The sequence below is a fragment of the Aeromonas sp. SG16 genome (genome assembly GCF_024436135.1).
GTDB lineage: Bacteria > Pseudomonadota > Gammaproteobacteria > Enterobacterales > Aeromonadaceae > Aeromonas > Aeromonas jandaei.
The window spans coordinates 135,822-162,246 of the sequence record NZ_JANFNW010000005.1 but is presented as its reverse complement, the minus strand read 5'-3'; the positions used below and the strand labels follow the sequence as shown (position 1 = coordinate 162,246).

The window sequence follows — 26,425 nt, the reverse complement described above, 5'->3', positions numbered from 1 at the left end:
CTCAGGGCGTGACTCTTGCCAGCGCCTTGAAATCGGCAAAATCGCGACAAGCCAGCAGACTCCTGCTGGCTTTTTCATTCATCAGCGCCAGAAAAAGATCGTAGAGCCCCATCGCCTCCTCATAGTCTGCCTTGCTGATGGCCAGCACGAAGATGAGGGTGGCATTTTCGCCATTGCCCCAGTCGATCCCCTGCGGTGCCAGTACGGTATAGGCCAGCGTCCGGCGAGCCAGCAGGCCGAGGGAGTGGGGCAGGGCGATACCCTCGCCCAGCATGGTGGAGACTATTCGCTCCCGCTCCTGCAGGGAGGCCATGAAGCCCCTCTCCACCAGATCCTCAGCCTCCAGCTGGCTGCAAATGCGATCAAATAGTTCCGCTTGGGTAATCGGCTCGTTGACCACCATGAAGTGGTCTGCATCGAAGTACTTGTCGAGCATATAGGGGCGGGTGCGGTCGATCAGCACCAGCTTGCCAAGTTGCTCCAGTTGGTACTGGGTCGGAAAGGGGTCTACCTGCACCACCGGCACATCCTTTTCGCTCACCTTGACGGTACTGATGACAAAATCCTGTTTGATCTGCGCCAGTCCGTCGTAATCCCGTACCGATTCCAGCGTGGTCAGCTGCAACTGGGGATACTCCCGCTTGATGCGTGCCTCCAGTACCCTGAAGGTGGCGTTGCCCGCATCGCACAGCAGCAGTGCCTGCGGGCGGCGGGTATAGCCGATATCGTAGTGGCGCTCCAGCCCGACCCCGATATGGATCACCAGATAGCCGATCTCGTGGTGGGTCAGCCGGTAAGGGGTCTGCCTGATCCACTCCGAGATTGCTGCCAGCGTGATGTCGTAGGCGAGGGGGTAGTACTGCTTGATGTGGTCTGCCAGCGGATTGTGGCTGCCGATCTGGTACTTGACCCGCAGCAGCATGGCGCTGATGTGGGTCTGCAGGTCGGCTCGCAGCTGCTGGTCACCCCGCAGGTCATAGGGGTAGTGCTGGTGGATGTACGTGAGCAGATGTTCCACCAGCTGTTCGCTCTCGGCCGCCATGGCCGGGCTAAGCTGAGGCGTTTCGGCAATCAGGCGCGCCTGGATCTGGATGGCGAGGCAGGCTATCTCCTCTTCTCCCGGCGGGGTGAGTGTCGGCAGTTCACCATAGATGTCACGGGCGACTGCCAGCAGGGGGGCAGTGAGATCCTCGCTGGCGAATTGGCGCAGCTCGTGGCCAGCGGCCTGGCGCAGCAGGGCGACGGCGCAGTAGATGGCAAGCTGCTGCAAACTCTCGTCGGCCAGACGCAGCTGATGACGGCTCAACTGGTCGTGAATGTGATTGCCCACTACCTCCAGAGTTTTGCTGGGGCAGAGGTTGGGCAGCAGGCTCTGCAGGGGATGGTTGTTGAGCAGCTCCTGACAGAGCAGCTGGGTCAGGCAGGCGCGGATGGCCGTCTCACTCCCCTGTACCCGCATGCCAACCCTTGGTTTGCTCTCGACCGTGAGGCCAAAGTGAGCCAGTTGTTCCCGCACTTCCGCCATATCGCCCTGTAGCGCCGTCCGGCTCAGGTACCAGGTATCGGCCAGCTCATCGAGCTTGATCCCCTGCTCTGCCGTCAGTAGCAGGATCTGCAGATGCAGCACCCGCTCGCGACTGGTTCGCGGCAAGGTACTCTCCTGTCCCTGCGCTGCCAGCAATGCCTCAAACAGCGTCTGATTGTAGATCTTCAGCTGGTAGCCGCTGCCACGCTGGTGGATCAGGTGGGCACCATGAGTAGCAATCAGTTCGTTGAGGTTCGCTACATCGGTGCGTATGGTGCGGGTGGAGACATTGAGGCGGCGTGCCAGCTCCTCCTGCGGCAGTGGTTCGGCATGAAGTTGGGTCAGCAGCTGGTGCAGTCTCGGGTGGGGCAGCTTGATCATGTGGGGATGAGCGTCTCCTGTTGCACGATAAAATGGCCGATGTTAACAAGCATGTCACCAGCAGGCCAGGCACCGGTCAGTGATTAAACCGGTGCCCGTGACTGCCATCACGCCAACAGTCGTTTCACCATGGCCAGCAGAGTCCGTACATCATCAGGGCGGGTCTGACCGCTCGCGCTGTCGATGATGGAACTGTAGACGTGGGGGATCACCTTCTCGACCCCGGCATCCAGCGCGATTCGCACAATCTCTTCAAAGTTGTCCAGATCGATGCCGCCGGTGGGCTCCAGCCAGAAGCCGTGGCGGGCACAAGCCTCGGCCACCGCCTGATACTCGTCGCGGCAGGCCAGCCCGCCCATGGGGAAGAACTTGACCGAGCTGCCGCCCATGTCCTTGAGCAGGGCGATGGCTGTATCGATGGGGACAATCCCGTCCGGCTGCCCGGCGCTGAGCGGGCCGGTGGAGATCTTCACCATGCCCGGCATGCCGGTGGGGGAGATCAGGCCGTTGACCAGCGTTTCCGACTGGCCGAGCAACGCCCTGCTGGCGCCAACGCCAGTGAACACCTGGTTGACGTGCTGGGGCTGTAGCTGGCAGGCCAGCTCGGCCACCATGGCGGATTGACGCGGATCACCGGCCCCCAGCCCGATGGAGAGAGCGTTATCGATGAGCTTGGCGTAAGCCCGCATGTCGGCCACCGCGGAGGGAATATCCGGGTAGTTTTTGGAGAGCACACCGACCAGCACGTGGCCTTCGGCTGCATCGTACACCTCGACGGCATTCTCTTTGGAACCTGCCAGCACGTTGAGACAGACCCGGTCACGGTAGTAGTTGGGGGTAAGGGACATCAGCGATTCTCCTGAGCGAGGTTGGCAATGGCGGAGTGGATTTGGTCTAGCTGGGGCACGGTGACGCTGCGCACATCGATCTCGATATGCCCCTCGTTGGCCTTGTAGCCACGGCAGTAGATGGCAGGCGTGCCCTGTTGCAGACGGTTGACGACCTGCACTGTGGTCATGCCGATCTGCTGGTGGTCGAAGGCGATATCGGTGCGGGCGATGTCGCGCCCCGCGCTGTCCCACACCACCTTGGCGGTGACGCCGGGCAGCTGATTGAGGCGCTCGATGAAGGGGGTCATCTTGGCGACCATGGCGGCGCCGCTCTCTTTCTCTTTGGCTAGATAGCGCTCGATGGCGTGGGTCAGGCCGAGGATCCCCTCCTTGCCCACCTTCATGGCGCGGCCGATGCCGTTGGCTTGCTGCTTGACCCACTCCACGTACTGACGCTTGCCAACTACCAGCCCGCTGGTGGGCCCTTCAATGGCCTTGGCGCCGCTGTAGATGACCAGATCCGCTCCCTGGTTGTAGTAGAGGCGCAGATCCTCCTCGGCGGCCGCATCAACTATAAGCGGGAGTCCGTGAGCCCTGGCGACCTCGGCGGCCTCGGCCACCGACAAAATGCTCTTCTGCACGCAGTGGTGGGATTTGATGTAGAGGATGGCTGCTGTGTTGGCATTGATGGCGACGGCCAGCTGGGCCGGGGAACACTCGTTGGCGTAACCGGCCTCTATAACTTTGCCACCACCCAGATTGACCATGGTACCGACCGGGGCGCCGAAGTTGACGTTGTGTCCCTTGGGCAGCACGATTTCGCTTGGCACGTCATGGGGGTGGGCATGCAGGTGCTCAAGGCGGTAGGGGTCACCGCGTACTATCACGGCTGCCACTGACTGGGCGATGCCGGCGCTGGCACACGAAATGACCACTGCATCTTCCACTCCCAGCAGGCCAGCCAGGTAGGCGCCGGTCTTGTTGACCAGATCCTTCACCTCGAAGTAGTGGCCGAGGCCGAAGTTGACCGCATCGACCACCTCCTGCTCGGGGGTGGAGACGCCGAGAATGGTCATGCGCCCGGAGGCGTTGATCACCGGTTTGAGCTGATATTTCTCATAAACAGAAGGCATGGTGTGATTTCCCATAGTGAGTCAGAACCAGTTCGCCACCGACCAGGACGGCAAGAGGCTGCAGTTGTTGGTCACCGCTGCGAGACTGGGCTTCGGTATCCATAAACAGGGTCGGGCCGCTGGCGACCTCGAACAGGGTCAGATCGGCATCGGCGCCCACCTCAAGCCGACCCTTGCCGGAAAGGCGCAGGGCATCGGCGGCCTGATGGGTGACGCAGGCGAGCACCTGCTCCAGCGTCATGCCGATGGCGAGAAACTTCGACATCACGTGGGCCAGACTGTAGACCGGCCCCTTGATGCGGTTCTTGCAGTAGATGTCTGAGCTGATGGTGCGGGGCAGGATCCCCTGCCGGATAGCCAGCTCCGCCACCTCGAAGCTGAAGCTGGCGCCGCCGTGGCCAATGTCGAGCAAGAGGCCCCGCTGCATCGCTTCGCGCACCGCCTGACGCAGCTCGCCAGCCGGGGTCAGGATGCGGTTGGGCTTGCCGTTGAAGCAGTGGGTCAGCAGATCGCCATCCCCCAGCAAGGCAACTATCTCGTCCAGATCCGGCGGCGTGTTGCCCACGTGCACCATCAGCGGTAGCTGGTCGTGGGCCTGTTGCAGCGCCTTGGCCATGCGCAGCGGTTGCAGGCCGTTTTCACCGACCACGCTGCCGCTCATCCGCGCCTTGATGCCGACAATAAAATCGGGGTGGCGACGAATGGCCGCCGAGGCGAGATCCATATCGAGGTCCCGGCTGTCGGCCAGCTCGTTCTGGCGCAGCAGGCCGATGCGGGAGATGTTGAGCAGGGCATGCACCCGGGTCTTGCAGCCGGCGGCGAGACACTGGAATTCATCCACATCGTCGGCCCCGGTGCTGCCGGCGTCGATGACGGTGGTGACGCCGGACTCTACGCCCACCTTATCCGGCTCATCATGATAGATGGGGGAGGCGGGGTAGCAGTGGGTGTGGCCGTCGATCCAGCCGGCGCTCACATGCACCCGGCCGCCGAGATCCAGGATCTGCTGCGCCGTTGCCGTCTCCGGCAGGGAGCCGATGGCGGCGATTTTGCCCTCCCTGATGGCGATATCGACGAGCTGGCCATCTCCCTGGCGCCCCGCTTTGATGATCATGTCGTACATGCAGATGACCTCTGGCGAGCCGCCCCGCAGGGCGGCTGGTACTTACACAAGGGCGACCGGGAAGAAGGTACCCAGCAGCATGGCTCCCAGGATGGCGCCGCCGGTGATGGGCTTGCCCCACACGTAAAACAGCAGCGCACCCAGCAGGGAACCGATACCGATGGGGATGGAGGCACCCATGGCGGAGAGGATGATGAGGGGGCCGAGGAAGCGGCCAGAGCTGTTGCCAGCTCCCATCATGACGTCTGCGCCGTAAGTGGAGTTGCTCTGGTTGATGGTGAACTTGCGCGCCAGAATGATGACGTAGCCGATGGCCAGACCAATCCCCATGCCGGTTGCCAGCGAGGCGCCGAAGTTTTCCACCGGATAGACGATGCCGGCTCCCAGCAGCAGGGCTGGCACTCCGAGGCCGACTCCGGTCTGGATGGCGCCGCCGATATCCAGGATCCCCACCAGGGAGCCTTCGATGATGCGGGCGAACAGGAAGCTGGCACCGAACGCGGCTACCGCGCCATAGGCGCCCGTGTCCATTCCCGCTTTCAGCATGGCGACGAAGGCTACCTCGTTGAAGGCACCGACCCCGTACAGATAGAACATGTGGGTACCGGCAAAGACCCCGGCCGAGAGCAGGCCGACGAAGATGGGGAATGACCAGTCGGCATACCAGAAGTTGTTTTTCAATTTCTCATCCATGGTGTGACCCCTTATTTGCCGCTCAGCAGGTTATGGACGTTTTCCAGCCACAGGGGGACACCCATATGGAAGGATTCAATCAGTTTCATGTCGAAGCCACGGAAGAAGCCGCTCAGCACGAACAGCAGGACGATGGCCGCCATCATCACCTTGGTGACGTGGTTCCAGCCGCTCTCTTCCACGCCCTTGCCGATCAGGATGCCGAGCACCAGACCCGGTACCGCGTTGCCCATGATGAGCTGTGCCAGACCGCCGAAGATGGTGGCCCAGAAACCGGACTTCTTGCCCGCTTCAATGGCGGCCAGCCAGAAGATCACCGGCATGACGGTATTGACCAGCAGGTTGGCAGCCGGTACCAGCACCTTGACCGCAGTGACCTGCAGGGCGGCCGGGACGGCAGCAGCCGTGCTGTTGAGGAAGGCGACCACGATGGCACCTATGATGCCGCCGGCGATGGCCATCTTTTTCGGGTCGTGCAGGGTGGTGGCGAGATCCCGATTTTTGAACAGCAGTGCCGCCGTGGCCCAGTGCGGAATGATGCGGTGATCCACATCCTGGGTGAAGGCGCCCGCCGCCACGGTGGAGGCCCAGGCGTTGAAGAAGAAGCCGAGACCAAACGAGAAGTGGGAAGCGGGATCCCCTTCGCAGGAGTTGAGTTCGCCCAAGGTGCGGAAGGCGCCCATGCCCTGTACGGTCGGGGCGTGGAACATCCGCGCCGCGCCGGCCCCCACCCCGACGCCAACCAGGCCGCCAATGATGAGAGACTTGATAAATATGATTAGAAACATCCAACGTATCCTTCTTGTGGGGTGGTGCCGGTCAGGAGATCACACCTGGGTGAACGTCACCCTGGCGACGTCGAGACTGGTGACCTGAACCGTGATCTCCAGCTGGACGCGGTATTCGCGGCGCTGGCGCGGCAGGAAGAAGAACAGGAACTTCTCCACCCGGACTGACTCCTCGGCTTTGAGCACCTGTACATCGACCGGCTCAATGCGCAGCAGTACTTGCTGGTTGTCCTTGAGCAGTGTGGGTTGCACCTGGCTGAGGGCGGAGGCAAACGCCTGCTGACGGGTGGTTCCCTTGCCGCTGACGGTGACCTTGGTGGTGAAGTTCTCTTTCATCAGGCATGTCCGTGTTTCTTGGCGAAGGCTTCGACCAGTTTCTGGCCCAGCTCTTCCTTGTCCATGAAGCCAAAGCCCAGCACGACGCAGCCTTCGTTGATGGCGGTGACGCCCTCTTCGATGGAGCGCATGCCGTAACGGCATTTGTAGCCGTACTTGGTCTGGGCGGTGATGGCACCGGCGCCGCCGCTGCCGCAGAAGGAGATCCCCAGATCAGCCTGCTCCTTGTTCATCACGTCGCCGAGCTTCATGTCGGCGGCCATGCCGGGGATGATGGTCACGCTGGCTCCGGCTGCTTCCGCGCCTGCACCCACTTTCTGACCCTTGCCGAGACGATCTCCAATCACGAGTTTGATGGCAGTCATTTAGTTATCTCCTGTTACTGAGCTGAGTTCGTTTTCTTTGGCTACTTCAAAATGGACGGACAAAAGGTGTGCCTCTTCGTAGGCGAGTCGTTCCAGCCAGCTGACAACCTGCTCGGCGAGACGCAGGGAGAGGGGAGAGATCTCCTCAAACAGGTTGAGGTCAACTTCCGGCAGCGGTTCACCGCTGTGGGAGCGCCACACCATGGCTTTGACGTGGGAGGCCAGCATCTGCTGCTGCACCTCGTTGGGGCGGATACCCTGATCGCCCAGCAGAATATGGATGCGTGCCAGGATCTGGTCGGTCTGGCGCAGCAGCGCCGGGCTGTCCGGGGTCAGGGGCTGGTCGTGGGTCTCTGTTTGCAATGTCTGCTCTCCAAGGCTGGCAGAAGGGATGGCTCTACCCTAAGCCGGCATGGATGGAGAGAGGAGGCAGCTTTTTTCCGATTCGAAGCGGAAATTCCCGCCGCTGGGGTTCAAAAAGGGCCCTTTATTGGCAAAAGAGAGTAAAAAAGGTCTGAACGAGGCTGGATTAGTGTGAGCAGCGGCGCACTTTTCCGTTTTCAGCTGGCAGCTGAGCCTTGGCGAAAAGTGTGAATCGCCTCACGCAGGCGGGGCGTATTTATGAAACAGCAGGCAAGAAAAAGGGCGGTTGCCCGCCCCTGAACGATGAGATGGAGTGGAGGTTAGCTGGCGCCTGCTGCGCTGGCGGCAGCCCGGTTCTGGTAGCGCAGATCCTCTTCGATGGTCACTACCACCTCGAGCGGCTTGCCATCGCGGAAGACAGAGATGGAGAGCTTGGTGCCGGGGCGGCTCTCGACGATCTTGTCCATGGCGGCACGTACCCCGGTGATCGCTTCACCGTTGATCTTGAGCAGCACGTCACCCCGTTGCAGGCCGCCTTTGGCCGCCGGGCCGACAGGATCCAGACTCTCGACGATGAGGCCGCGCAGTTCACCCAGATTCATCATACGGGCGACGATGGGGTTGATCTCGACGCTGGAGATGCCGAGATAGCCGCGAATAACGCGGCCGTTGGCGATCAGCTCGTCCATGATCCGCTTGGCCAGCCGGTAGGGGATGGCGAAGCTGATGCCGTAGCTCTCCTGATTGCCGTTGAGGTGATAGGTGGCGGTGTTGATGCCCACCAGATCGCCCCGGCCGTTGACCAGAGCCCCCCCCGAGTTGCCGGCATTGATGGCGGCATCGGTTTGCAGCAGATCCTGCCGGCCATTGCTGTCCGGCCCCATGCTGGAGAGACCGGTGCGACCGGTCGCACTGATGATCCCCTGGGTGATGGTCTGGCCGACGTTGTAGGGGTTGCCGATGGCAAGCACCACATCGCCCACCTCGGGCTGGTTGTTCTGATCCTGCGGGATCACCGGCAGGTTATCCGATTCGATGTAGAGCACCGCCAGATCGGTGAGCTGATCGGTGCCGACCAGTTCAGCGCTGAAGACTCGGCCATCCTGCAGGGCGACGATGATCTGATCGGCATCGGCGATGACGTGGTAGTTGGTCAGCACATAGCCGCGCTGGTTCATGATGACGCCTGAGCCCAGCCCCTGTGGCTGCAGCTGTCCGCGATTGCCCTGATTGGAGGCAAAGCTGCGGGTATAGATGTTGACGACTGCCGGGCCGGCGCGGTGGGCGGCGTAAGAGAAGCTCAGTTCGCGGGCGTTGGTGATCAGGCCGGGCAGCTGAGCCCCGCCACGGAAATTGGGAAACAGCAGCAACAGCAGTGCGGCGACGGTCAAACCGAAGCCGATAGACTTGCCCAAGTAACTGACTAAAGAGGGGATTTTCATGTCATTCTCATCCGTGCTGGCTGCGGGCAGAGAATAACACTATCAATGGATAAAAATCACCCGCGGCGAGTGCCGCGGGTGATGGGGGATTAACGGATTACCAGATAGAGGGAAGAGTCGCCGCGCTGGATGTTGAGAGCCAGTACGTCCGGCTTGCTCTTGAGCGCTTTGGTCAGTTCACCCAGGGTGTTGATGCGCACCCGGTTGACCCCGATGATGATATCGCCCTTCTGCAGGCCGGAAGCGGCTGCCGCAGAGCGGGGGTCAATATCGGCCACCGCGACGCCGGAGACCGGGTCGGTAGTGGTGCTCAGCTTGGCCCCTTCCAGTGCCGGGTGCAGGGCGCTGGCGCGCACTTCGCTATCATCGGCCTGCTTCAGGGTGACCTTGGCGCTCTGGGCCTTGCCATCACGGATCAGCCCCAGCTCGACCTGCTTGCCGGCGCCCATGGTGGCGATCTTGGCGCGCAGTTCGCCGAAGGAGCGAACCGGCTTGCCATCGATGCTGACGATGATATCGCCCGCCTTGATGCCCGCCTTGTCGGCCGCAGAGTCCGGCATCACCTGGTTGACGAAAGCGCCATCCTTCTTGTTGTAACCGAAGGTCTTGGCGATGTCGGAGGTGAGCTCGGTGCCGGTAATACCCAGCTGGCCGCGACGTACTTCACCGTACTTGACGATCTGGTCGGCCAGATCCCGCACCATGTTGGAGGGGATGGCGAAGCCGATGCCGATGTTGCCACCGTTGGGGCCCAAAATGGCGGTGTTGATACCGATCAGCTCGCCACGCAGGTTGAGCAGGGCGCCGCCGGAGTTACCGGAGTTGATGGCCGCATCGGTCTGGATGAAGTTCTCCAGATTTTCGATGTTGAGGCCGCTACGGCCCAGCGCACTGACAATGCCGGAGGTGACGGTCTGACCCAGACCAAAGGGGTTGCCGATGGCCAGCGCATAGTCACCGACCCGCAGCTCGTCGGAGTCGGCGAACTTGATCTGCACCAGATCTTCCGCCTTGATTTGCAGCAGAGCGATGTCGGACTGTTTGTCCTCACCGATCTTCTTGGCCGCATACTCGCGACCATCTTTCAGGTTGACCTTGATCTCGTCCGCCTCGTGAACCACGTGGGCGTTGGTGATCACGTAGCCCTTCTTGGCATCGATGATGACGCCGGAGCCGAGCGCCTGGAAGGGCTGCTCGCTCACCTGTTCGTCAGGCATGTTGGGACCAAAGAAGAAGCGGAACTGCTCGGGCAGGCGCTGACGGGTCACTTTCTTGCCTGAGACAGAAATGTTGACCACGGCCGGAGTGACCTGCTCCAGAACAGGAGCCAGACTCGGCATCTCCTGGTTGGAGCCTAACAGGGAAGGCAGTGCAGCCTGAGCAGGGGCCGCAGACATGGCGATACCGACACTGAGGGCTAGCACACTGAGCATGGAAAGAGGTTTACGCATATGAAAAACAGCTCCCAGAAAAAGTTGCATTGCAATCGTCAAGGTCAGACCACAGACGTTCCCGATTAGTTCCGCAAGGGACTGACCAGCTTACTTGAGCAGACCGGAAGAGGCGCCGGCATAGTCGCGAGGCGGTACGCCCGGCTCGGCTTCGGTCTTGGTCACTTCTTCTTCCACCAGGACTTCGCGGAACAGCGGCTCCTGAGCCTTGGCCAGGAACTTGCTCTGCTCTGCCATGTGGCGATAGAGGGTTTGATACTGCTCGGCCAACTGCTCCATCAGTGCCGCACTGTCGGCAAAGTGGGTATTGATCTGGCCCTGATAGTTTTCGAGCTCTTTATGGGCCTTTTTCAGCTCCTGTTCCAGACGACCGGCGTCACGGCTGCGAACCGAAAAACGGCCGATGATGATACCGACGATCAAGGCTGCGACAGCCAGCAGGATCCCAATTGACAGACTCATAGATGCTCCTTGTTACAGCTAAAACAGTGTGTGTTCATGCGGCCGGATGAGCCGCCATGCCTTGATGGCACTATACCGTGCGTCCTGAGGCCGTGATACCATTTTGTCCTCTATTCAGGGAGTTGGAGAGGCCCTCAAGGATGACACCGCAGCAAAAATACCAACAGGATCTGCTACGACCCGGCGTGCATGCCGACCCCGCTCAGGGGATGGCCATCAGCAGGCTGGAGCGACTCTATCAGGATTTGCTGCATCGCCCGACTCCGACCAGATCCCGCGGACTGTTTGGCTGGTTGCAAAAGCCCAGGGCGCAGGAGCCCATCCTGGGGATCTATATGTGGGGTGGAGTGGGCAGAGGCAAGACCTGGCTGATGGATACTTTTTTCGACAGTCTGCCGGGGACGCGCAAAATGCGCTGTCACTTCCATCGCTTCATGCAACGGATCCACGATGAACTCAAGGCGTTGAGCGGTCAGGCTGACCCACTCATGCTGGTCGCTGCCAAGCTGGCCGGCGAGACGGACATCATCTGCTTCGACGAATTTTTTGTCTCTGACATTACAGATGCCATGTTGTTGGGCACGTTGTTTCAGGAGTTGTTCGGTCACGGCGTCGTGCTGGTGGCAACCTCAAACATTCCACCAAAGGATCTTTACCGCAACGGCTTGCAGCGAGCCCGTTTTCTGCCAGCCATCGAGCTTATCGAGCGCCATTGCGAAATACTTAACGTGGACGGCGGCATCGACTATCGCCTGCGTACGCTGGAGCAGGCCGAGATTTATCACTGCCCGCTGGATCTGCAGGCAAAAACGAATCTCGATCGCTATTTTCAGCAATTAACCGGGGGGCTCGAGGCCTCCGGGGGGCGTTTTGAGGTCAATCATCGTCAGCTGACGTCGCTGGGGATGGGAGAAGGGGTGCTCTATATTGATTTCGAGCAACTTTGCTGTACTCCCCGCTCCCAGAACGACTATATCGAGTTGGCTCGGCTGTTCCACACCGTGTTGCTGGCCAATGTTCAACCAATGGGCAGAGGCACGGATGACGCGGCCCGCCGCTTCATCGCCATGGTCGACGAGTTCTATGAACGGCATGTCAAACTCATCATGTCGGCCGCCGTGCCCATGACGGAACTCTATGGTGAAGGGCTGCTGAATTTCGAATTCCAGCGCTGTCTTTCACGGCTTCAGGAAATGCAATCGCACGAATACCTTGCCAGAGTGCACCTTCCTTAGTCACAATACCGCGCCTGCCAGTCGGATGGGCATCTGCGGCAGGTAGGGCCGGGCGACATTTGCTAGCTTCATGGCAGTGAAATTAGCAGGTGATATTTAAGGCAACTTCACTTATAATCGCCCGGCCCACGTTACAGCTGTCGATAAGACAGCAACACTTTAAGCTTTACTTGTATTCGAAGGGGTACAGGTAGGCCATCGTTTGTTGTTTGTGGGAGAGCCCCCATAAACAATTGGGTCTGTAACAGGTAATTGGGTTTAACTTAATGAAAACTTTCGTTGCCAAGCCAGAAACCGTAAAACGTGACTGGTACATTGTGGACGCAGAAGGTAAAACTCTGGGTCGTATCGCAACCGAGATCGCTGCTCGTCTGCGTGGTAAGCACAAAGCTGAATACACTCCGCACGTTGACACCGGTGATTACATCATCGTTGTAAACGCTGAGAAGGTACGTGTTACCGGTAAGAAAACTACCGACAAAATGTACCACGCTCACTCCGGTTTCCCGGGTGGTATCAAGTCCATCAGCTTCGACAAGCTGATTCAGCGTAAACCGGAAATGGTAATCGAAGCTGCTGTTAAAGGCATGCTGCCGAAAGGTCCTCTGGGCCGTGCCATGTTCCGTAAACTGAAAGTTTACGCAGGCGCCGAGCACGCTCACGCTGCTCAGCAACCTCAAGTACTGGATATCTAATCGGGAACTGGCAACATGGCAGAAAATCAATACTACGGTACCGGCCGTCGCAAAAGCTCCACTGCTCGCGTATTTATCAAAGCGGGTAGCGGTAAGATCGTAATCAACCAGCGCTCCCTGGAGCAGTACTTCGGCCGTCCGACTGCCCGCATGGTAGTTCGTCAGCCGCTGGAACTGGTTGAGATGACCGAGAAACTGGATCTGTACATCACCGTTAACGGTGGTGGCATCTCCGGTCAAGCTGGTGCGATCCGCCACGGTATCACTCGTGCTCTGATGCAGTACGACGAAACCCTGCGTTCCGAACTGCGTAAAGCTGGCTTTGTTACTCGCGATGCCCGTAAGGTTGAGCGTAAGAAAGTCGGTCTGCACAAAGCTCGTAAGCGTCCGCAGTACTCCAAGCGTTAATTCGCTTCTGGTACTCACTCTTTCGAGTGTCAAAAAAGCCTGGCAACTGCCAGGCTTTTTTTATTGGTGATCTTTCCTGCCGCAATGCTAACCATACGTCACAAAAGACAAAAAATTGTATATTTATTGTTTTCTGGGACTACCTCTCTTTCTTGTCAAGTTGTTATCTTTTCTTTAAAATTTCCTCGGTTTTTCTGTGGCAATTGTAACTCCAGCTTCCGCCGCTGTTGTCACGGGAAAAGGGGAACAGGGACACAATAAGAATGTGCGGAGTCCACATGGGAGAGTTTTTGGATGAGCAATGCGCCAGTTGATACCGGTCGCCGCAGATTTCTTACCTGGTCAACGGTTGCCGTTGGCGGGGTAGGAGCTGCGTTTACCGCAGTGCCGTTTATAAAATCATGGAACCCGAGCGCCAAGGCCAAAGCCGCTGGCGCCCCGGTTGAAGTCGACATCAGCAAGTTGGAACCGGGTCAGCTCATCCGTGTCGAGTGGCGAGGCAAGCCGGTCTGGGTGGTGAACCGCACCAAGCAGACGCTGGATGCGCTCTCTGCGCATGACGACAAGCTGCGGGATCCCTCATCCGAAGAGCCGCAACAGCCTGACTATGCCCACAACGGGTATAGATCCATCAAGCCGGAAATCTTCGTGGCGGTAGGCATCTGCACCCACCTCGGGTGTTCGCCCTCCTATTTGCCGGACAGCTTTGGCGAGCAGGTGCAAGGGGTCACATCCGGCTTCTTCTGCCCGTGCCATGGCTCCAAGTTCGATATGGCTGGCCGGGTATTCCAGGGGGTGCCTGCACCACTGAACCTGGTCATTCCGCCATATAAATTCATCAACGACACCACCATTCTGGTCGGTGCCGACGGCAAGGAGGCCTGATCATGTTGAGCAAACTGATGGGCTGGATCGACTACCGGTTCCCGCTCACTGCCATGTACAACGACCACATGGCCAAGTATCCGGCACCGAAAAACCTGAACTTCTGGTACTTTTTCGGCTCCCTCGCCATGCTGGTGCTGGTCAACCAGATCATCACCGGTATCTGGCTGACCATGAACTACAACCCCTCTGCGGAAGGCGCCTTTGCCTCCGTCGAGTACATCATGCGGGATGTGGATTACGGCTGGCTGCTGCGTTACATGCACTCAACCGGCGCATCCGCGTTCTTCATCGTGGTCTATCTGCACATGTTCCGCGGCATGATCTACGGCTCCTACCAGAAGCCGCGCGAGCTGCTCTGGATCTTCGGCATGCTGATCTTCCTCTGCCTGATGGCGGAAGCCTTCATGGGCTATCTGCTGCCGTGGGGTCAGATGTCCTTCTGGGGGGCTCAGGTCATCATCTCGCTGTTCGGTGCCATTCCGGTTATCGGCGACGATCTGACCCTGTGGATCCGCGGTGACTACGTTATCTCCGGCGCCACCCTGAACCGCTTCTTCGCGCTGCACGTCATCGCGTTGCCGCTGGTGCTGGTGATGCTGGTTGCGATGCACATCCTGGCGCTGCATGAAGTGGGCTCCAACAACCCGGACGGCATCGACATCAAGAAACACAAGGACGAGAACGGCTGGCCGCTGGATGCGGTGGCATTCCACCCTTACTTCACCGTCAAGGACATGATCGGCGTCGCCGGCTTCCTGTTCTTCTTCTGCGCCATCATCTTCTTCAAACCGGACATGTGGGGTTACTTCCTCGAGAAGCCGAACTTTGAAGTGGCCAATGGCCTGAAGACCCCGGCCCACATTGCGCCTGTGTGGTACTTCACTCCCTTCTACGCGATTTTGCGTGCCGTACCCGACAAGCTGCTGGGCGTTATCATGATGGGTCTCTCCATCGTGGTGCTGTTCCTGCTGCCCTGGCTGGATCGCTGCAAGGTGCGTTCGGTGCGCTATCGCAGCAAGCTGCACAAGCTGAACATCGCCCAGTTCGTGGTCTGCTTCATCATCCTGGGTGTTCTGGGTGTGCTGCCGTCGACCCCGACCCTGACCCTGATCGCTCAGGTGTGTACCTTGGGTTACTTCGGTTTCTTTGTCCTGCTGTTCTTCTATAGCAAGAACGAAAGCACCAAGCCGCTGCCAGAAAGGGTGACATTTAAATGAAAAAAATAATATTTGCAGTGCTGACCCTGCTGCCATCTCTGGTGTTTGCCAATACCGGAGCCGTGCATCTGGATAAGGCCAACTATGACCTGAGTGACAAGGCGTCGCTGCAGCGTGGTGCGGCCACGTTCATGAACTACTGCTTCGGGTGCCACAGCACCCAGTATCAGCGTTACAACCGGGTGGCCGAGGATCTGGGGATCCCGGCCGATCTGATGGCGTCCAATCTCATCGTCAACGGTGCCAAGATCGGTGACCTGATGGAAAACTCGGTGCATGACAAGGATGCAGCCAAGTGGTTTGGTGCGGCGCCTCCTGATCTGACGCTGGTTGCCCGTGTGCGTGGTGCAGACTGGATCTACACCTATCTGCGCTCGTTCTACGTGGATCCGACCCGTCCGTTTGGCGTGAACAACGTGGTGTTCCCGTCCGTGGGTATGCCGCACGTGCTGGAGCCGCTGCAGGGCACTCCGCGCGCCGAGTTCGCCACCCATACAGTCGATGGAGTCGAGACCCAGCAGGTTGTCAGCATCAAATCTGACGGCAATGGTGAAATGAATAACGAAGAGTATGATCAGACGGTGCTGGATCTGGTAAACTTCTTGGTCTACTCGGCTGAACCGGTCAAACAGGAGCGCGAACGCATGGGCTTCTGGGTACTTGGTTTCATCGTGATCTTCTTCATCTTCACTGTGCTGTTGAAGAAGGAATTCTGGCGCGACGTTCACTAAGCGACCAGATCCGGGTAATATAATGCACGGCAATGAAGACCATAGAGGCTTCATTGCCGTTTCTGCTTTTAAATGACGGGAGGGTTCAATGGCTGTAGCTGCCAATAAGCGTTCGGTAATGACGCTGTTTTCCGGTGCCAACGATATGTTCAGCCATCAGGTGCGTATTGTCCTGGCGGAGAAGGGTGTTAGCGTGGATATTTGCCAGGTTGACCCTGCCAACTTGCCGGATGAACTGGCTGAGCTGAACCCCTACAACTCTGTACCGACCCTGGTTGATCGCGAGCTGGCACTCTACACCTCGCGCATCATCATGGAGTATCTGGACGAGCGTTTCCCGCATCCGCCCCTGATGCCTGTCTACCCGGTAGCTCGTGGTAACAGCCGTCTGATGATGCACCGCATCGAGCTGGACTGGTACTCGCTGGCTGACAAGATCATGGCTGGCACCGATGCCGATGCTGCGCGCAACGAGCTGCGGGACAACCTGCTGGCCATCGCCCCGATCTTCGGTGAGATGCCCTACTTCATGAGCGAAGAGTTTGGTCTGGTGGACTGCTACATGGCTCCGCTGTTGTGGCGTTTGCCGAGCCTTGGCATCGACCTGACCGGTCGTGGCGCCAAAGAGCTGAAGGCCTACATGGTTCGCCTGTTCGAGCGTGAGTCCTTCCAGGCTTCCCTGACCGAGGCCGAGCGCGAGATCCGTGCCGGCGTATGAGCATGGAACCGACAATGACCCCGAGCCGCCCGTACTTGTTACGGGCGTTTTATGACTGGTTGCTGGACAATGACCTGACCCCCCATCTGGTGGTCAACGTCAATATCCCCCATGTGATGGTACCGATGCAGTTCGCTCAGGATGGGCAGATTGTGTTGAACATAGCGCCACGCGCCGTGGTGCAGTATCACATGGATAACGAAGCGATCAGCTTCAGCGCCCGCTTTGGCGGGGTCTCCCAGCAGGTTTACATCCCGATGGCGGCCGTGCTGGCCATTCATGCCCGGGAAAACGGCGTGGGCACCATGTTCCCGCCCGAACCTGGCTATGACATCTGGCTGGAGCAGGCCGAGGCGCCGGTGGAGCCAGAGCCGGAACCGCCGCGTCCAAGCGGTCGTCCGACCCTGAAAGTGATCAAATAAAAAAACGCAGCCGGTTGGCTGCGTTTTTTTATATCCGTTTCGGATCATCAGTTCTGAGCGTACTCGAAGGCTTTGATTACGCGCTTCACGCCGTTGACGTGGCGAGCGATCTCGACGGCTTGTTCCCCCTCCTGGCGCGTAACCAGACCGATCAGGAATACCTCGCTATCTTCGGTCACGACCTTCACCTTGGTGCTGTCAAAGTTCTTGGTGCCGAACATATCGGCTTTCACCTTGGAGGTGATCCAGGAGTCATTGCTGCGGGTGGTGAAGCTGGCTGGTTGACCAAGGCGCAACTCGTTATAGACGTGGCGAACCCCTTCGATGCGGCCGACGATTTTGCCTGCCTCCAGTTTGTACACGTCAGAAGGTGTCTGGCCGACCAGCAATACGCGGCCATTGTTGCTGTAGACGCTGATCTTGCTGGCAGCGCTGAGCGGTTTGTTGTCGGCCAGCAGGTTGGCTGCTTTGAGCTCGATGGCCTGATCATCCCACTGGGCACCCAGGGTGCGGCGATCGCCGGAGGCCTTGGCAGTACCGGCTGCACCGCCTACTACTACAGCCGCACAGCCTTGCAGCAGCAGGGAACCGGCCAGCAGGCTAAGAATGAGGATCTGCTTGTTCATGGTTTCAATCTTCCTGTTGCGGGAAAAGAGTCTGGTCGATGAGATCACACAGGCAGTGCAGGGTCAACAGGTTCACTTCCAGAATGCGAGGCCGACGGGCGGATGGTACTCGGATCTCCACATCGTTCGGGCCCAGCAGACCGGCCATCTCACCACCGTCACCACCACTGAGTACCACTATGGTCATGTCGCGGGAGAGCGCAGCTTCCGCCGCCTTGATTAGGCTGCGGCTGTGACCCGAGGTGGTGATCACCACCAGAATGTCACCCGGTTGACCCAGTGCCCGGATCTGCTTGGCGTAGACCTCTTCGAAGCCGTGATCGGTGGCGATGGCGCTGATGGTCGCCATGTCGGGGGTCAGCGCCATGCCGGGCAGGGAGGGGCGCTGGGTTTCGTAGCAGTTGACCAGCTCGGAGATGAACAGCTGCGCCAGTGCGGCAGAAGGACCGTTACCGCATGCCAGCACCTTGTGGCCATTGAGCAGGCAGATGGTGATCATCTGGGCTGCAGTATGGATGGCATCCGGCAGCGCCTCGGCAGCTGCAATCTTGGTCTGGATGCTTTCGGTGTAGTTCTCTTTGATGCGGTCTGTCATAGGGTCCTCTTAAAATGCGTTCCGGATCCAGTCTGGCTGGTCCCCCTCGAACGCGATCACATCGAATCGGCAGGCCTGGCTGGCCTCGTTGATGGCATGTTGCTTCAAATAGTGGCGCGCTGCCAGCATGATCTTGCGCTGTTTTGCCCGAGTGACCGAACTGGCCGCTCCACCATGGCTGGCAGAGGCCCGGTACCTCACCTCAACAAACACCAGGGTCTGGCCCTGGTGCATGATGAGATCGATTTCGCCACCCCGGCAGCGATAGTTGCGGGTCACCGGCTGCAGACCCTGGGCCTGCAGCCAGCGTTCAGCCACTAGCTCAAAGTGCTGTCCCTTGCTCGACGGGAGCGGGAACAGGTTCTGCAATTGCTGGCGCATCCGTGCTAACAGCTCCTTCATTGGCTGGCTCCTCCAGCTGCTGGACTGCATTCTCGTCAACCAGCTTGCCGTTCTGGTAGGTGGCCCAGCTCAGCATCCGCACGATATTGCCCTGGGCATCGACGCTCAGCTGACCACTCATGCCGGACTGCTGCATGCCGCCCACCTTGCGCATCTGTTGCAGATTTTCCGCCAGTGCGACGGCGTCATAGCCCATGGCAAACAGGCGCAGCAGGTCGCCCTGGGTCTGCGGCCACAGCAGGGCAATTTGCTCGCGTTGCTTCTCGTAGCCACCGAGCAGCAGCGGCATATCGGCGATACGCATGCCGTTGAGTTCGGAGGTCACTTCGGTTGCGGCGCTGTCATAGCCGCGCGGGCCGGTGAAGATCGGCAGACTGCCCATCGGATTGACGGAGACATCCACGTAAGGCTTGATCATCCGGGTTTCCAGCGGGTTGGCCACGATGTAGACGACATCAATGCTGCGCGGTGCGGCGTCGGAAAGCTGGACAACCTGGCCTGCACGGGCAGTAGAACGGCCGCTCAGGGCGTTTTTAACCATGCCTTGAACTTCGTTGCGACCGCCAAAGGTGGCGACTACCGGCTTATCCTGGCTCACGGTTGCCCAGGCCTGTTCAAAGGCCTTGATGCTGCTGTAGCCGATACGCCCCTGGGCGGCGATCAGCAGCGGCTTGCGATAGCCCTGGGTATAGAGGTACTGCGCAGCCTGCGCGGCATCTGCGGCAGCAGAGAGGGAGAAGTAGTAGGTGCTGTCGTTGACGATCGGCTTGTCCAGCTCGTTGAGCGCCAGAACCGGCACCGTCGGGTTGGCCTTGAGCAGCTCCTCGACCCGGTCTTTGAGCAGCGGGCCGATGATCATGTCCGCCCCTTCCTGAATCGCCTGCTTGTAGAGGTCGATGGTCGGTTTGCTCTGGGTGTCGTAGAAGTTCAGGGTAAATTGACCCTGATTCTCCTTGTAGGACATCAGCATACCGTTGCGGATGGCGGCGCCCTGCGGCTCCAGATTACCGGAGAGGGGGAGCAGCACCGCAATCTGCTGCACCGAGGTGCTGGCAGCAGTGGCAGTCAGATCGCCAAGACCCGCCGGCATGTCTTTCTGGGCCGGGTGGTTGGGGAAGTCGCGCTTCCAGCCAGCCAGCTGACGGGCGAGCAGGTTGGGCTGGGCACCGAACTCGTTGACCAGTGCCGCCAGACGCAGCCAGCCGGTGGTTACGTCAGGAGCCGGTGCCTCCTCCAGCGCCTGCAGGGTGGAAGGAGTCATGCTCTTGAGCAGCGACCAGATCTGCTGATGGTTGGTGGCCTGCTCGCTCTGGTTGAGGTAGGGCTCCAGCGCAATCAGGGACTTGGCTGCACCAAACTTGTTGTTGATGTCGAGCTGCAGTACCACGCGCTGACGATACCAATCCTTCTGGGTATCGGCATCCAGCGCAACCTCAGGTTTGCCTTCCAGCAGGATCAGCGCCTGATTGGCATGGCCTTGTGCCAGCAGCAGGTGGGCTTGCAGCAACTGCAACTGCGCCTTCTGGGTGGGCTCCTTGGCCTGCTTTTGCAACTGCTGGAACAGCGCCGAGGCTGGTTTGGCCTGACCGAGCGCCAGATAGCTGCGTGCTGCCAGCATCTGCCAGGTAAAGGCTTCAGCCGGTTTGGCGGGATCGACCTGCTCCAGATACCACTGGGCATTCTTGGTCAAATCCGAGAAGGCTGACGGCATGCCAGACTGCCCCGAAGGTTGATTGGGCTCCGACGCACAGGCGGCCAGCAGGATTGCCGCGAGTAGGATGCCGAAGAGTCGTGATACACTTAGCTGCTTTGTAACCCGGTTCAAGTTCATTCCCCGACCAGTGTTGAAATTCCCCATAGTGTAAACGGGGCAATATGGCGACACAATTGTCGGGGCACTCGGAGATCCCATGAGTGACATCCCAACCCTGTATATAGTGCCCACTCCGATCGGCAATCTGGCTGACATTACCCAGCGTGCGCTGGATACTCTGCGCAGCGTCGACCTGGTCGCCGCCGAAGATACCCGCCACACCGGCATTCTGCTCAGCCACTACCAAATCTCGGTGCCGACCTTTGCGCTGCACGATCACAACGAGCAGCAGAAAGCCGATGTGCTGATCGGTCGGATCAAAGAGGGCAAGAGTGTCGCTCTGGTCTCCGATGCGGGTACGCCGCTCATCAGCGACCCCGGTTATCATCTGGTCACCCGCTGTCGCGAAGCCGGGGTCAAGGTGGTGCCACTGCCCGGCCCCTGCGCCGCCATCACGGCGCTCAGCGCTGCTGGCCTGCCCACCGACCGGTTTGCTTTCGAAGGTTTCCTGCCGGCCAAGAGCAAAGGGCGTGACGATCGTCTGCAGGCTGTTATCGAAGATACCCGTTCGCTGGTGTTCTACGAATCCCCGCGCCGGGTACAGGATACGGTGGAAGCGATTGCTCGCATCCTTGGCGAGCGCCAGGTGGTTGTGTGCCGTGAACTGACCAAAACGTTCGAATCCATCCACGGTTTGCCCGCCTCCGAGATGCTTATCTGGCTTGGCGAAGATGAAAACCGCTGCCGCGGCGAAATCGTGTTGGTGGTTGCCGGTGCCAGTAAAGAGGAAGAGGAGCTGCCGGCCGAGGCGCTCCGTACTCTGGGTCTGCTGGTTGCCGAGCTGCCGCTCAAAAAAGCAGCCGCACTGACCGCCGAGATCCACGGCGTGAAGAAGAATGCCCTCTACAAGTACGGTCTCGAGCACTATTAATTGCCGTAAACGGGAATTGCCGGTTTACCCCGCCCGCATCACGAGGCTATAATCCGCGCCTCGGAGTTGGCTGGGCAATCGCTGCTTCGTCGTTGTGTCCCTCGGGACAGACGGGCGGAGGGGAGGAAAGTCCGGGCTTCACAGGGCAGGGTGCCAGGTAACGCCTGGGGGGCGCGAGCCTACGACCAGTGCAACAGAGAGCAGACCGCCGATGGCCCGCAAGGGATCAGGTAAGGGTGAAAGGGTGCGGTAAGAGCGCACCGCGCGACTGGCAACAGTTCGTGGCACGGTAAACTCCACCCGAAGCAAGACCAAATAGGCCCCTATTGGCGCGGCCCGCGTTGGGGGCGGGTAGGTTGCTTGAGCCAGCGAGCGATTGCTGGCCTAGAGGAATGATTGCTACCCGGGGCAACCCGGTACAGAACCCGGCTTACAGGCCGACTCCGACCCAATTCTGCGTGACCCGTCACGATAAATCCCGGTGCTTAGCGGCACCGGGATTTTTTACATGTCACAACATGATGTGGCGCGTGGCAGCATTTTTGAATTTGTAATAAAGTTCGGCCTCTTTTTGGTCGCTATGACTCGGTTGGATGAGTTGTATCTATCATGCTGCATCCCCCACCGAAGGGGCTGACGGCAAGGGAAGATGAAATGGTCAGGGTGGATTTTTAATGTCATCAAGCGGTGCAGTGCACACACCTTCCCGCCTGCTCGGAGCCGAGCAAGGCAAAGCCCTTCCTCGTTATGATCTGCTGGGTATCGATCGGGTAAACCGCACTCGTCTCAAGCAGGTTAACGCCCAGTTGAGCACCTTTTCTCTGCAGGTCGCCGGCTGCATGGCCCAACTTTTCAACAGTGCTGATTGCGAGCTGACCTATGGCGAGTTCGCCGCCTCCAGCGTCGCCGATGTTGCCGAGCCACAACTCTGGGTCGAGGCCACATCCCGGGTTGATCCCCAGCGCGCAGTCTATTTTTCCATCTCTCCTCTGGTGATCTACCGTCTGGCCGTCCTCTTTTTTGGTGGCACGCTCCATCAGAAAGAGGAGGCGCTTCCTGCCGGTAAAGGGGTGACTGATACGGAACAGCGCCTGCTGCAAAGACTCTGTCACTATCAAGTCGATATCTGGTGCTCCTGCCTCGGGCTGGGAGATCTTGAGTGGCAGATCAATATCATCCCGCAGGATGCCATGCCGACCCGTCAGCTGTGGACTACCCGTGCCACCCTGCAAGCTGGCAATTGCACCCACCAGTGGCAGATGTGGCTGCTTCCGTCCGAAGAATCCGACTCTCAGGAAGGGATTGCTTTGCCCGAGGGAGAGCTGGAACAGGTATTGAGCCATGTTCCGGTCCGGCTGCGGGTGGTCATGGGGCAGCTGTCGATGACGCTGGCCGATCTGGAGTGCCTCAAGGTGGGAGATGTGCTGTCGCTGGATCTGCCGGAGATGGTGCCCGCCCTGATAGGTAACCGCCCCTGCTTCAATGGGCGTATAGCAGAACATAAAGGCAGTCTGGTCTACCAGGTTGCGACTGTGGTAGAGGAGTAAATCGAATCATGAGCGAGCACAATATGAATGACCCGCTGGATCTGGATGGACTGGATCAACTGTTTGGTGACGATATCAGCATGCCCAGTGCCGCCGACTACATGGCGCCGACCAGTAGCAGCAAGCAGCGGGATCTCTCTTTCTTCCGCCAGATCCCGGTCAAGGTGACCCTTGAGGTAGCCAGTACCGAAGTGCCTCTGGGTGACCTGATGCGGGTGGAAGAGGGCGCCGTGATTGAGCTGGACAAACTGGCGGGCGAGCCGCTGGATGTCCGGGTCAATGGCCGCCTGCTTGCCAAGGGGGAAGTGGTCGTCGTCAACGGCAAGTATGGCTTGCGTCTGGTTGACGTAATCGATGCCAAACTGCTGGGTGGCATGGACGACTGATGCGTTACCTGCTGCTGACCCTGCTGCTCTTCTCCCTGCCTGGCTGGGGGGCTGACATGACCCTGTTCTCGGTAGCTCCGGGGGCAGCAGGTGGCGAGGATTACAACATCAAGTTGCAGATCCTCTTCTTCATGACAGTGCTGGGGTTGTTGCCGACCTTGTTGCTGATGATGACCAGTTTTACCCGGATCATCATAGTGCTGGCCATCTTGCGGCAGGCGCTCGGTTTGCAGCAGAGTCCTCCCAACCGGGTGCTGATCGGGATCAGCCTCATCCTGACTCTGGTTATCATGCGTCCGGTCTGGACCGACATATACCAGAATGCTTTTGTCCCGTTTGACAGGGATGAGATCACCCTGTCGGAAGGGGTTGCTCGCGCAGAGAAACCGCTGCGTACCTTTATGCTGGCGCAGACCCGCGAGCCGGATCTGGAACAGATGCTGCGCATCTCCGGTGAACCAACAACGGTGGCCAAGAAGGATGTTCCTTTCGGGGTGCTGTTGCCCGCGTTTGTATTGAGTGAGTTGAATACCGCATTTCAGATCGGCTTTATGCTGTTTATTCCGTTTCTGGTGATCGATCTGGTGGTGGCCAGCGTGCTGATGGCGATGGGGATGATGATGCTCTCGCCGCTGATCATCTCCTTGCCATTCAAGCTGATGGTTTTTGTACTGGTCGATGGCTGGTCGATGACGGTCGGTACCCTTGCTGCCAGTTTTGGCGGGGGAGGCTGACATGACGCCGGAGCAGAGCGTGGCGCTGGTTGGCGGCGCCGTCAATCTCGTCGTGGTGATGGTCTCCGTGCTGATCGTGCCGGGGCTGATTGTGGGCTTGGTCGTCAGTGTGTTTCAGGCTGCGACCCAGATCCAGGAGCAGACCCTCAGCTTTTTACCCCGTTTTCTGGTGACCCTGATGACGCTCATCTTCACTGGGAACTGGCTACTATCGCAGATCACAACCCTGTTCCACGACCTGTTTTTGAAGATCCCCGGACTCATCGGATGAACTCCCTCTTGTCCCTCAGCGCTGCCGATCTGACGGCCTGGCTGGGGCAGTGGTGGTGGCCATTTCTGCGGATTGGTTCCGCTTTCTGGGTCATGCCGGTATTCGGTGACGGTCGGGTGCCGCCGCAAGTTCGTCTGCTGCTGGCGCTGATCGTCAGCCTGCTGATTGCCCCCATGCTCAAGGGAATGCCTGTCGTTGACCCCCTCAGCACCGGTGCTCTGGTATTGGCTGTTGAGCAGCTGTTGTTCGGGTTGCTGTTCGGTCTCTGCGTCCAGATGCTGTTCATGATCATGACCATGGCTGGCCAGATCCTCTCCATGCAGATGGGGTTGGCGATGGCGGTGATGAATGACCCCAGCAATGGTGACACCGCGCCCATCGTCAGCCAGTTGATGCTGGTCTTCTGCTCACTGCTGTTTCTTGGTCTGAATGGCCATCTGGTGACGCTGGATGTGCTGGTGCAGAGCCTGCGCAGCTGGCCACCCGGCTCTTCCCTCGACCTGCTCGACATGAAAGGGGTGGTCGGTCTGTTCGGCTGGTGTATCGGCGCTGCGCTGATCCTCACCCTACCTGCCGTGGTTGCCATGTTGATGGTCAACCTGACCTTTGGTGTCATGAATCGCACGGCCCCTTCGCTGAACATCTTCTCGCTCGGTTTCCCCATGACGCTGTTGCTCGGGCTGCTCACCATGGCTATCTCAATCAGCGGAGTCCCTTCCCGTTACCTTGAGCTGGTGACTCACGTGCTGGAACAACTGCGAGCCCTGACCCCCTCATGAGCCAGAACAGCGCCCAGGATAAAACCGAAGAGGCCTCTTCCCAGAAACTGCGCAAGGCACGAGAAGAGGGTCAGATCGCGCGCTCCAAGGAGCTCAGTTCGGCGGGACTATTGCTGCTCGGCGGTTTTGCCATGCAGTGGATGGTGCCCAGCTTTGGTCGCTTCTTCGCCGAGTTGATGAAACGGCCACAACGGTTCGACTGGCAAGGAGCCAGGGATCCGCAAATGATGGTGCACTGGACGGCGGAAGCCTTGCTCAACATGTTGTGGGTGTTGCTGCCGCTGTTTGCTTTTCTGGCTCTGATGCTGGTCCTGCTCAGCTCGTTGCCGGGGGGCATGGTACTGACCTGGAAGAAGCTCTTCCCCAGAGCCGAGAAGCTGAACCCACTCAAGGGGCTCAAGCGGATGTTCTCGAGTCACAGCCTGATGGAGCTGCTGAAGTCGGTACTGAAAATTCTGCTGATTGGCTCCACGCTGGCGCTGCTGCTCCAGCATCAGTGGCCCACGTTGCTGATGATGAATCGTATGCCACCCCAGGCCGCCATGGAGCAGGCGCTGCGGATCCTCTCTCAGGCATTCATCTTGCTTGGTGGCGTGCAGATGCTGATCGCCGTGCTGGATGTGCCCTATCAGCGCTGGTCGCTGAACAAGCAGTTGCGGATGACCAAGCAGGAGGTCAAGGATGAGCACAAGAACAGCGAAGGTCGTCCGGAAATCAAGGCGCGGATCCGTCAGGTGCAGGCCATGCTGGCTCGTGCCCGTATCGAGCAGCGCGTACCGCAGGCCGATGTGATCATCGTCAACCCGACTCACTACGCGGTGGCCATCAAATATGATCCCCAGCGTGCCAATGCCCCGTTCGTGATTGCCAAGGGGGTGGATGGCATGGCTGAGCGGATCCGTCAGGTGGCCAAACAGCATGACAAGATGGTGATGAGTCTGCCGGAGCTGACTCGTGCCATCTACTACTCCACCCGGATAGATCAGGAAGTACCGGCGGGTCTCTATACCGCGGTGGCTTATGTCTTGAATCATGTATTGCAGTTGAGGGCGTATCAGGCCGGCAAGGGGCGAAAGCCAAACCCGCTTGCTCCTTTGCATGTGCCGCCCGAATTACGTCAACCTGAGAGGTAAGT

General features: G+C 59.2%; 31 protein-coding genes and 1 other RNA gene. 16 read left to right on the top strand and 16 right to left on the bottom strand.

Translation table 11 applies throughout. The features are described from left to right. Nucleotide 1 precedes the first annotated feature (1 nt). From NOM67_RS14020 to NOM67_RS13965, 12 genes are all read right to left on the bottom strand, one after another. Nucleotides 2–1,906, bottom strand: a complete 1,905-nt coding sequence (locus NOM67_RS14020) for a transcription antiterminator (protein WP_255938029.1) — start codon at nt 1,904–1,906, stop codon at nt 2–4. 107 nt (nt 1,907–2,013) lie between these two features. After that, complete coding sequence (locus NOM67_RS14015; protein WP_156853751.1) at nt 2,014–2,754, bottom strand: KDGP aldolase family protein; 741 nt, start codon at nt 2,752–2,754, stop codon at nt 2,014–2,016. Continuing rightward, nucleotides 2,754–3,869, bottom strand: coding sequence for a DgaE family pyridoxal phosphate-dependent ammonia lyase (locus NOM67_RS14010; protein WP_255938028.1), 1,116 nt, complete (start codon nt 3,867–3,869; stop codon nt 2,754–2,756). Before NOM67_RS14010 ends, NOM67_RS14015 begins: the two co-directional genes overlap by 1 nt. After that, on the bottom strand, nt 3,853–4,992 hold the full coding sequence (locus tag NOM67_RS14005) for an amidohydrolase/deacetylase family metallohydrolase (RefSeq protein WP_255938026.1): 1,140 nt from the start codon (nt 4,990–4,992) through the stop codon (nt 3,853–3,855). The genes NOM67_RS14010 and NOM67_RS14005 overlap by 17 nt, the downstream gene beginning before the upstream one ends. A 42-nt stretch (nt 4,993–5,034) precedes the next feature. Further along, a complete protein-coding gene (locus NOM67_RS14000) occupies nt 5,035–5,685 on the bottom strand; it encodes a DUF4310 family protein (protein WP_005355144.1) in 651 nt (216 codons plus the stop codon). A gap of 11 nt (nt 5,686–5,696) precedes the next feature. Further along, complete coding sequence (locus tag NOM67_RS13995) at nt 5,697–6,473, bottom strand: DUF4311 domain-containing protein (protein ID WP_005341754.1); 777 nt, start codon at nt 6,471–6,473, stop codon at nt 5,697–5,699. Nucleotides 6,474–6,512: 39 nt separating this feature from the next. Further along, on the bottom strand, nt 6,513–6,809 hold the full coding sequence (locus tag NOM67_RS13990) for a DUF4312 family protein (RefSeq protein WP_033115448.1): 297 nt from the start codon (nt 6,807–6,809) through the stop codon (nt 6,513–6,515). Then, nucleotides 6,809–7,174 (bottom strand): SFCGS family glycine-rich protein, encoded by a 366-nt coding sequence (locus NOM67_RS13985; RefSeq protein WP_033115447.1) that lies wholly within the window; start codon nt 7,172–7,174, stop codon nt 6,809–6,811. The genes NOM67_RS13990 and NOM67_RS13985 overlap by 1 nt, the downstream gene beginning before the upstream one ends. After that, nucleotides 7,175–7,537 (bottom strand): transcriptional regulator, encoded by a 363-nt coding sequence (locus NOM67_RS13980; protein ID WP_255938022.1) that lies wholly within the window; start codon nt 7,535–7,537, stop codon nt 7,175–7,177. Nucleotides 7,538–7,857: 320 nt separating this feature from the next. Further along, nucleotides 7,858–8,979 carry an outer membrane-stress sensor serine endopeptidase DegS gene (gene degS, locus NOM67_RS13975; RefSeq protein WP_041210132.1) on the bottom strand — a complete coding sequence of 374 codons (1,122 nt, stop codon included), beginning with the start codon at nt 8,977–8,979 and terminating at the stop codon, nt 7,858–7,860. Between the two features lie 89 nt (nt 8,980–9,068). Then, entirely contained in the window at nt 9,069–10,430 is a 1,362-nt protein-coding gene (locus tag NOM67_RS13970; RefSeq protein ID WP_041210133.1) for a Do family serine endopeptidase, read from the bottom strand. Between the two features lie 90 nt (nt 10,431–10,520). Then, a complete protein-coding gene (locus NOM67_RS13965; RefSeq protein ID WP_182926375.1) occupies nt 10,521–10,892 on the bottom strand; it encodes a YhcB family protein in 372 nt (123 codons plus the stop codon). Between the two features lie 140 nt (nt 10,893–11,032). Here NOM67_RS13965 and zapE point away from each other — a divergent pair, with 140 nt between their 5' ends. From zapE to NOM67_RS13925, 8 genes are all read left to right on the top strand, one after another. Continuing rightward, complete coding sequence (gene zapE, locus NOM67_RS13960) at nt 11,033–12,127, top strand: cell division protein ZapE (RefSeq protein WP_255938012.1); 1,095 nt, start codon at nt 11,033–11,035, stop codon at nt 12,125–12,127. A gap of 266 nt (nt 12,128–12,393) precedes the next feature. Next, nucleotides 12,394–12,822, top strand: coding sequence for a 50S ribosomal protein L13 (gene rplM, locus NOM67_RS13955; protein WP_005341737.1), 429 nt, complete (start codon nt 12,394–12,396; stop codon nt 12,820–12,822). Nucleotides 12,823–12,837: 15 nt separating this feature from the next. After that, nucleotides 12,838–13,230: a 30S ribosomal protein S9 gene (rpsI, locus tag NOM67_RS13950; RefSeq protein ID WP_005336286.1), complete on the top strand. Its 393-nt coding sequence runs from the start codon at nt 12,838–12,840 to the stop codon at nt 13,228–13,230. Between the two features lie 294 nt (nt 13,231–13,524). Then, nucleotides 13,525–14,115: a ubiquinol-cytochrome c reductase iron-sulfur subunit gene (gene petA / locus NOM67_RS13945; protein WP_041210136.1), complete on the top strand. Its 591-nt coding sequence runs from the start codon at nt 13,525–13,527 to the stop codon at nt 14,113–14,115. 2 nt (nt 14,116–14,117) lie between these two features. Then, the gene (locus tag NOM67_RS13940; protein ID WP_041210137.1) at nt 14,118–15,335 is read left to right on the top strand and encodes a cytochrome bc complex cytochrome b subunit; all 1,218 of its coding nucleotides are present in this window, start codon (nt 14,118–14,120) and stop codon (nt 15,333–15,335) included. Further along, nucleotides 15,332–16,066 (top strand): cytochrome c1, encoded by a 735-nt coding sequence (locus NOM67_RS13935; protein WP_033115439.1) that lies wholly within the window; start codon nt 15,332–15,334, stop codon nt 16,064–16,066. The genes NOM67_RS13940 and NOM67_RS13935 overlap by 4 nt, the downstream gene beginning before the upstream one ends. Before the next feature lie 88 nt (nt 16,067–16,154). Next, nucleotides 16,155–16,784 (top strand): stringent starvation protein SspA, encoded by a 630-nt coding sequence (sspA, locus tag NOM67_RS13930; RefSeq protein WP_033115438.1) that lies wholly within the window; start codon nt 16,155–16,157, stop codon nt 16,782–16,784. Further along, nucleotides 16,781–17,206 carry a ClpXP protease specificity-enhancing factor gene (locus NOM67_RS13925; protein WP_033115437.1) on the top strand — a complete coding sequence of 142 codons (426 nt, stop codon included), beginning with the start codon at nt 16,781–16,783 and terminating at the stop codon, nt 17,204–17,206. The genes sspA and NOM67_RS13925 overlap by 4 nt, the downstream gene beginning before the upstream one ends. A gap of 47 nt (nt 17,207–17,253) precedes the next feature. Here NOM67_RS13925 and dolP read toward each other — a convergent pair whose 3' ends face one another. The 4 genes from dolP to NOM67_RS13905 are packed head-to-tail and all read right to left on the bottom strand — an operon-like array spanning nt 17,254 to nt 20,540. Further along, complete coding sequence (dolP, locus tag NOM67_RS13920) at nt 17,254–17,832, bottom strand: division/outer membrane stress-associated lipid-binding lipoprotein (protein ID WP_156853742.1); 579 nt, start codon at nt 17,830–17,832, stop codon at nt 17,254–17,256. A 4-nt stretch (nt 17,833–17,836) separates the two neighbouring features. Continuing rightward, entirely contained in the window at nt 17,837–18,427 is a 591-nt protein-coding gene (locus NOM67_RS13915) for an SIS domain-containing protein (protein WP_005336275.1), read from the bottom strand. A gap of 9 nt (nt 18,428–18,436) precedes the next feature. Next, on the bottom strand, nt 18,437–18,808 hold the full coding sequence (locus NOM67_RS13910) for a YraN family protein (protein ID WP_033115435.1): 372 nt from the start codon (nt 18,806–18,808) through the stop codon (nt 18,437–18,439). Next, a complete protein-coding gene (locus tag NOM67_RS13905; RefSeq protein ID WP_255938003.1) occupies nt 18,750–20,540 on the bottom strand; it encodes a penicillin-binding protein activator in 1,791 nt (596 codons plus the stop codon). The genes NOM67_RS13910 and NOM67_RS13905 overlap by 59 nt, the downstream gene beginning before the upstream one ends. Before the next feature lie 199 nt (nt 20,541–20,739). Here NOM67_RS13905 and rsmI point away from each other — a divergent pair, with 199 nt between their 5' ends. The 8 genes from rsmI (at nt 20,740) to flhB (ending at nt 26,423) form a co-directional block, all read left to right on the top strand. Continuing rightward, nucleotides 20,740–21,573 carry a 16S rRNA (cytidine(1402)-2'-O)-methyltransferase gene (rsmI, locus tag NOM67_RS13900; protein WP_255938000.1) on the top strand — a complete coding sequence of 278 codons (834 nt, stop codon included), beginning with the start codon at nt 20,740–20,742 and terminating at the stop codon, nt 21,571–21,573. Between the two features lie 62 nt (nt 21,574–21,635). Beyond that, nucleotides 21,636–22,022: RNase P RNA component class A (gene rnpB / locus NOM67_RS13895), an RNA gene on the top strand. 225 nt (nt 22,023–22,247) lie between these two features. Continuing rightward, nucleotides 22,248–23,120, top strand: coding sequence for a lateral flagellar motor switch protein LfiM (lfiM, locus tag NOM67_RS13890; protein WP_255937996.1), 873 nt, complete (start codon nt 22,248–22,250; stop codon nt 23,118–23,120). Nucleotides 23,121–23,128: 8 nt separating this feature from the next. Continuing rightward, nucleotides 23,129–23,506 (top strand): lateral flagellar motor switch protein LfiN, encoded by a 378-nt coding sequence (lfiN, locus tag NOM67_RS13885; protein ID WP_033115432.1) that lies wholly within the window; start codon nt 23,129–23,131, stop codon nt 23,504–23,506. Next, on the top strand, nt 23,506–24,240 hold the full coding sequence (fliP, locus tag NOM67_RS13880; protein ID WP_033115431.1) for a flagellar type III secretion system pore protein FliP: 735 nt from the start codon (nt 23,506–23,508) through the stop codon (nt 24,238–24,240). Before lfiN ends, fliP begins: the two co-directional genes overlap by 1 nt. Before the next feature lies 1 nt (nt 24,241). Further along, nucleotides 24,242–24,511 carry a lateral flagellar biosynthetic protein LfiQ gene (gene lfiQ / locus NOM67_RS13875; protein ID WP_041210142.1) on the top strand — a complete coding sequence of 90 codons (270 nt, stop codon included), beginning with the start codon at nt 24,242–24,244 and terminating at the stop codon, nt 24,509–24,511. Continuing rightward, the gene (gene lfiR / locus NOM67_RS13870; protein WP_255937991.1) at nt 24,508–25,290 is read left to right on the top strand and encodes a lateral flagellar biosynthetic protein LfiR; all 783 of its coding nucleotides are present in this window, start codon (nt 24,508–24,510) and stop codon (nt 25,288–25,290) included. Before lfiQ ends, lfiR begins: the two co-directional genes overlap by 4 nt. Beyond that, nucleotides 25,287–26,423, top strand: a complete 1,137-nt coding sequence (gene flhB / locus NOM67_RS13865; RefSeq protein WP_156853740.1) for a flagellar biosynthesis protein FlhB — start codon at nt 25,287–25,289, stop codon at nt 26,421–26,423. Before lfiR ends, flhB begins: the two co-directional genes overlap by 4 nt. Nucleotides 26,424–26,425 lie beyond the last annotated feature (2 nt).

What these genes read in the sequence shown, in the direction of transcription:
- NOM67_RS13940 (WP_041210137.1), top strand. Translation starts at nt 14,118, where the DNA reads ATGTTGAGCAAACTGATGGGCTGGATCGACTACCGGTTCCCGCTCACT.
- flhB (WP_156853740.1), top strand. Translation starts at nt 25,287, where the DNA reads ATGAGCCAGAACAGCGCCCAGGATAAAACCGAAGAGGCCTCTTCCCAG.
- NOM67_RS13995 (WP_005341754.1), bottom strand. Translation starts at nt 6,473, where the DNA reads ATGTTTCTAATCATATTTATCAAGTCTCTCATCATTGGCGGCCTGGTT.
- sspA (WP_033115438.1), top strand. Translation starts at nt 16,155, where the DNA reads ATGGCTGTAGCTGCCAATAAGCGTTCGGTAATGACGCTGTTTTCCGGT.
- NOM67_RS13985 (WP_033115447.1), bottom strand. Translation starts at nt 7,174, where the DNA reads ATGACTGCCATCAAACTCGTGATTGGAGATCGTCTCGGCAAGGGTCAG.
- dolP (WP_156853742.1), bottom strand. Translation starts at nt 17,832, where the DNA reads ATGAACAAGCAGATCCTCATTCTTAGCCTGCTGGCCGGTTCCCTGCTG.
- NOM67_RS14010 (WP_255938028.1), bottom strand. Translation starts at nt 3,869, where the DNA reads ATGCCTTCTGTTTATGAGAAATATCAGCTCAAACCGGTGATCAACGCC.
- NOM67_RS13905 (WP_255938003.1), bottom strand. Translation starts at nt 20,540, where the DNA reads ATGCCGTCAGCCTTCTCGGATTTGACCAAGAATGCCCAGTGGTATCTG.
- fliP (WP_033115431.1), top strand. Translation starts at nt 23,506, where the DNA reads ATGCGTTACCTGCTGCTGACCCTGCTGCTCTTCTCCCTGCCTGGCTGG.
- NOM67_RS14005 (WP_255938026.1), bottom strand. Translation starts at nt 4,992, where the DNA reads ATGTACGACATGATCATCAAAGCGGGGCGCCAGGGAGATGGCCAGCTC.
- NOM67_RS14020 (WP_255938029.1), bottom strand. Translation starts at nt 1,906, where the DNA reads ATGATCAAGCTGCCCCACCCGAGACTGCACCAGCTGCTGACCCAACTT.
- degS (WP_041210132.1), bottom strand. Translation starts at nt 8,979, where the DNA reads ATGAAAATCCCCTCTTTAGTCAGTTACTTGGGCAAGTCTATCGGCTTC.
- NOM67_RS13965 (WP_182926375.1), bottom strand. Translation starts at nt 10,892, where the DNA reads ATGAGTCTGTCAATTGGGATCCTGCTGGCTGTCGCAGCCTTGATCGTC.
- lfiR (WP_255937991.1), top strand. Translation starts at nt 24,508, where the DNA reads ATGAACTCCCTCTTGTCCCTCAGCGCTGCCGATCTGACGGCCTGGCTG.
- rplM (WP_005341737.1), top strand. Translation starts at nt 12,394, where the DNA reads ATGAAAACTTTCGTTGCCAAGCCAGAAACCGTAAAACGTGACTGGTAC.
- NOM67_RS13935 (WP_033115439.1), top strand. Translation starts at nt 15,332, where the DNA reads ATGAAAAAAATAATATTTGCAGTGCTGACCCTGCTGCCATCTCTGGTG.
- NOM67_RS13915 (WP_005336275.1), bottom strand. Translation starts at nt 18,427, where the DNA reads ATGACAGACCGCATCAAAGAGAACTACACCGAAAGCATCCAGACCAAG.
- NOM67_RS13970 (WP_041210133.1), bottom strand. Translation starts at nt 10,430, where the DNA reads ATGCGTAAACCTCTTTCCATGCTCAGTGTGCTAGCCCTCAGTGTCGGT.
- rpsI (WP_005336286.1), top strand. Translation starts at nt 12,838, where the DNA reads ATGGCAGAAAATCAATACTACGGTACCGGCCGTCGCAAAAGCTCCACT.
- zapE (WP_255938012.1), top strand. Translation starts at nt 11,033, where the DNA reads ATGACACCGCAGCAAAAATACCAACAGGATCTGCTACGACCCGGCGTG.
- NOM67_RS14000 (WP_005355144.1), bottom strand. Translation starts at nt 5,685, where the DNA reads ATGGATGAGAAATTGAAAAACAACTTCTGGTATGCCGACTGGTCATTC.
- lfiM (WP_255937996.1), top strand. Translation starts at nt 22,248, where the DNA reads ATGTCATCAAGCGGTGCAGTGCACACACCTTCCCGCCTGCTCGGAGCC.
- rsmI (WP_255938000.1), top strand. Translation starts at nt 20,740, where the DNA reads ATGAGTGACATCCCAACCCTGTATATAGTGCCCACTCCGATCGGCAAT.
- lfiQ (WP_041210142.1), top strand. Translation starts at nt 24,242, where the DNA reads ATGACGCCGGAGCAGAGCGTGGCGCTGGTTGGCGGCGCCGTCAATCTC.
- NOM67_RS13990 (WP_033115448.1), bottom strand. Translation starts at nt 6,809, where the DNA reads ATGAAAGAGAACTTCACCACCAAGGTCACCGTCAGCGGCAAGGGAACC.
- lfiN (WP_033115432.1), top strand. Translation starts at nt 23,129, where the DNA reads ATGAGCGAGCACAATATGAATGACCCGCTGGATCTGGATGGACTGGAT.
- NOM67_RS13925 (WP_033115437.1), top strand. Translation starts at nt 16,781, where the DNA reads ATGAGCATGGAACCGACAATGACCCCGAGCCGCCCGTACTTGTTACGG.
- petA (WP_041210136.1), top strand. Translation starts at nt 13,525, where the DNA reads ATGAGCAATGCGCCAGTTGATACCGGTCGCCGCAGATTTCTTACCTGG.
- NOM67_RS13910 (WP_033115435.1), bottom strand. Translation starts at nt 18,808, where the DNA reads ATGCGCCAGCAATTGCAGAACCTGTTCCCGCTCCCGTCGAGCAAGGGA.
- NOM67_RS14015 (WP_156853751.1), bottom strand. Translation starts at nt 2,754, where the DNA reads ATGTCCCTTACCCCCAACTACTACCGTGACCGGGTCTGTCTCAACGTG.